Consider the following 3,416-nt stretch of genomic DNA (forward strand, 5'->3'; position numbering starts at 1 on the left):
TTTTAGCGATCGCTGGTTTTTGATCCTACCTCACCAAATCGCGTTGCTCCCAACCGAGATTGCCAACAAGATTATCCACAAAAAAGCAGATTATGTTCTGGCACTCAAGGCAAATCATCCGACTCTCTACCATCAAGTAGAACAATGGTTTGAAACAGCAGCTGCACAGGATTTTCAAGGCATTGATGTCAGTTACGACCACCGCATTGAAAAAGGACATCACCGCACGGAAATTCGTCAAGCTTGGTCTGTGCCAGTTTCTGCTCTTGGTGAAATTTACCAACCCAAAATCTGGGCTGGACTCCAAAGCATTGTTATGGTTGTTCCGGAGCGTCGTCTTTGGAACAAAACTACTCGTGAGATTCAATTTTATCTGGCTTCTTTACACAGCGATGCTCAACTTTTAGGCCGAGCTATCCGCAAACATTGGGGTATTGAAAACCAAGCTCACTGAACTCTGGATTGTACTTTTGCTGAGGATTCTTGTCGCATTCGCTCTTTTCACAGTCCCCGGAATTTTGCTCTTTTACGACGCATTGCTCTCAATGCTCTCAATCGTGAACAAACTTATAAACGTAGTCTCCGACAAAAAATGAAACGGACTGGTATGGATAACGATTATATGATTCGAGTTCTCAGTTCTTGTTTCATTGACTCTACATTAGATTTTTCTCAGCCCTTATGTCAAGCCTAGTTGAGATGCTCTTACCCTGTTTGTGTAACAGAATTTTATCAATCAGTTTTACCAAACGATTTTTCATTTTCTTCTTAGATTTTATGACTAACTGTAACCCTCGCTCATATAACTCTTCAAACAATTTTTGAGAGATGTATCCTCTGTCACCAAACAGTTTGCCAATTAAGTCCTTAGTCATATCTGGGACTGGTTTTCGGTCATCTACGTTTGCTGGGGTTAGTGAAAATGCGAGTAATTCTCCACAATCATTAATAATTAAATGAAGCTTAAACCCAAAGTGCCAAACCACAGAATTTTTGCCCCATTTCACTAATCCTTTAAATACCTTATGTGAATGTGCCCTACAGTTATGACAAACATTAATTGGGGTAGAATCGATAAAGCTAATCCCTGTAACTTCTCCTGTACGTATATGTAAAAAGCAACACAATGATATTCAGCACCAAGGCATCAATTCCACAAACTGAGTGTAGCTGACCAAATTGGGAAATGCTTTACGCCAACCTGTCAGCACTTGCAGGGTATAAAACTAGCATCGACCAAAACAATTCACAATTCGCTGCTTTTCGCAATTAAATTGATTTAATTGCAATTGCCAATTGGTTTATTAAGGGATACAAGCCCACGCCACTTAACGGCAGTTGCTTCAAGTCGGGCATTGCCCGCCCAACGCACTGCCTCCTTTATGCTGGGAAACCCGTTTTTCGGTCCATATAGGTGGTTAATAAGCCGAGATGTTTCACCAACCTCCTCGACTAGCCGAGCCAGCATTTCGTGAGGACTCCAGTAACTTTTCCCCACTTTTTGTACCCAATCATCAACTTGTTGTTGAATTTATCTAAATGTATAATCGGTCATTTTTTTTGCTGTACCTTATGGGTGAAGCTCTCGCTCGTTCGCCCTACAGCACCTTTCTCCTAAAGGAGACGCTACGGGTAGCTTGCTTCCTGGTAGGAGTACAGGCGTCTTACGGCAGGCAGTCTTCTCGCTAAAGCAATGCTTACGGCAGTTACTCACCGTTGTAGCGACTGCCGTTGCTCCAGACGTATAACACAATACTTCTTGATAATTCTGCATCAAGATATCAAAACATTCTTGACACAATACTTTTCTATGTCCAATGAATCTCTTTGGAACGAAAAGCTCTATCCCAATCGTTAGCAATCACCTCCATTATATTGATCATGCCTTCATAGCCAAAATATGGCTTGTCAACATAAGTTTCTCTGTTAGTGGGGCTAAATACATCAAAAGCAATTTTTATTCCCAATTCCTCTGCCATGTATTTTTCCCATGCCGAGCCAATCACAGCATCAACACCAAACTCTTCTAAGGTCTGTTTTACCTGATAGCCATCTGCCGAAAATACTATATGGGAAGTAAGACCAAGGCTGTGCAGTTCTCGCTCCAGAATTAAACGAGAATCAGGCATCGCCGAGCGAAATAATAAGACTTCAGGAATCATCTCCAATTCTTCAAAGAGCATTCTGACTAGTCCAATGCCAAGCGTCCCATCCGCAGATACAGCAATTCTACAGTTACGATATCGGGGGATAATCATCAATGCTCGTTTGCGAAGTGTATCTACGACCATTTCTTCGCCTTGTTTAATTAGCGGTTCGACTTTTTCTTCTATCTTGAAATGTGCCGCCAATGCCTTCAACCACCGAGTAGTGTTGTTTACACCTATTGGTAAAGGTATATCATCAAGGATCAAAGGGATGTCATGGGTCTGTTGCATTTTCCGAGCAAACTTATACCCAACATCATGACTGAGAACAATATTGGCGGTTGCCTCACCAGCTTGCTCTAGTTCTTCAAAGGAGGTATTATGAGAAAATACCGTCTGCACTTTAATCCTTAAAGATTTTAACGTCTGCTTTACCCATTCCAAATCAGCCCACCAAGTAGGATTCAGATTTGCCTGTGGCGCAATGATATTTACAATCCTTGGCTTTCTCCCCCTTCTCTTGGTCTGCCTTTTTTTGATAAAAGGAAGTAAAGCCTCCAAACCCATCTCCAAACCATCGTAAGCATTGCCCCGAAACCCACCAGCCATTAAAGGAACGAGTTTAGCTTTGATATCTGGCTGAAGCTGGTTGCATAATCCCGCAATATCTTCACCAATAATGTCTGCCGCGCAAGTACCAACGACAAACATCACCTTAGCATCAAAAGATTTATCCGCGTCTTTAATCATACCTTTGAGTTTATCAGACGCTCCCATTACAATGTCTGACTCAAAAAGACGAGTACAAGCTACTTTCCGCTTGGTGAAATCAACCTCATGAGCATCATATCCAGCTGCGACAGTGGACGCGCAACCTTGTGGAGACTGAATCACAATACTGACATCTTTAATACCAGCAACTGTAGTTGCAATACCTTCAAGGGCACAGCCAACTACTGGGTCTTTACTATGGTTACAATTATCAAAAGTCGTTTCAGCAGACATTTTTCCTCCTGTTTCTCTAAAGTTTGACTATGGTAAAGGCGTTTCACGCAATCTCTAGCGACTTATGCTTTGGCGTTTTTATGTTTCGCGCAGCCTGTAATAGCTTCTGTCTTCCTTGTAAGAGCTTCCGCCTCGACGTTTCCGTGTTTCGCGCAGCCTGTAATAGCTTCTGTCTTCCTTGTAAGAGCTTCCGCCTCGACGTTTCCGTGTTTCGCGCAGCCTGTAACAGCTTCTGCCTTCCCTGTAGCAACTTCTGCCTTGACG

3 protein-coding genes and 1 pseudogene are annotated in these 3,416 nt (G+C 42.6%); 1 reads left to right on the forward strand and 3 read right to left on the reverse strand.

From position 1 onward, the window contains the following. Positions 1–454 (forward strand): ISAs1 family transposase (locus ACFE90_RS33660; RefSeq protein WP_375506639.1); only part of this gene is annotated, 454 nt, incomplete at its 5' end. 202 nt (positions 455–656) lie between these two features. On the opposite strand, the gene ACFE90_RS33665 is transcribed toward ACFE90_RS33660, so the two are convergent. The 3 genes and pseudogenes from ACFE90_RS33665 to ACFE90_RS33675 form a co-directional block, all read right to left on the reverse strand. Further along, a complete protein-coding gene (locus ACFE90_RS33665; RefSeq protein ID WP_375506640.1) occupies positions 657–1,127 on the reverse strand; it encodes an IS982 family transposase in 471 nt (156 codons plus the stop codon). Positions 1,128–1,808: 681 nt separating this feature from the next. Then, positions 1,809–3,152: a nitrogenase component 1 gene (locus ACFE90_RS33670; protein ID WP_375506641.1), complete on the reverse strand. Its 1,344-nt coding sequence runs from the start codon at positions 3,150–3,152 to the stop codon at positions 1,809–1,811. A gap of 62 nt (positions 3,153–3,214) precedes the next feature. Further along, positions 3,215–3,416, reverse strand: a pseudogene (locus tag ACFE90_RS33675) (hypothetical protein); the annotation flags it as partial.

The sequence above is a fragment of the uncultured Nostoc sp. genome, from assembly GCF_964245445.1.
Taxonomy (GTDB): Bacteria; Cyanobacteriota; Cyanobacteriia; order Cyanobacteriales; family Nostocaceae; genus Nostoc.

Coding starts and splice junctions, on each gene's coding strand:
- ACFE90_RS33670 (WP_375506641.1), bottom strand. CDS start 3,152: ATGTCTGCTGAAACGACTTTTGATAATTGTAACCATAGTAAAGACCCA.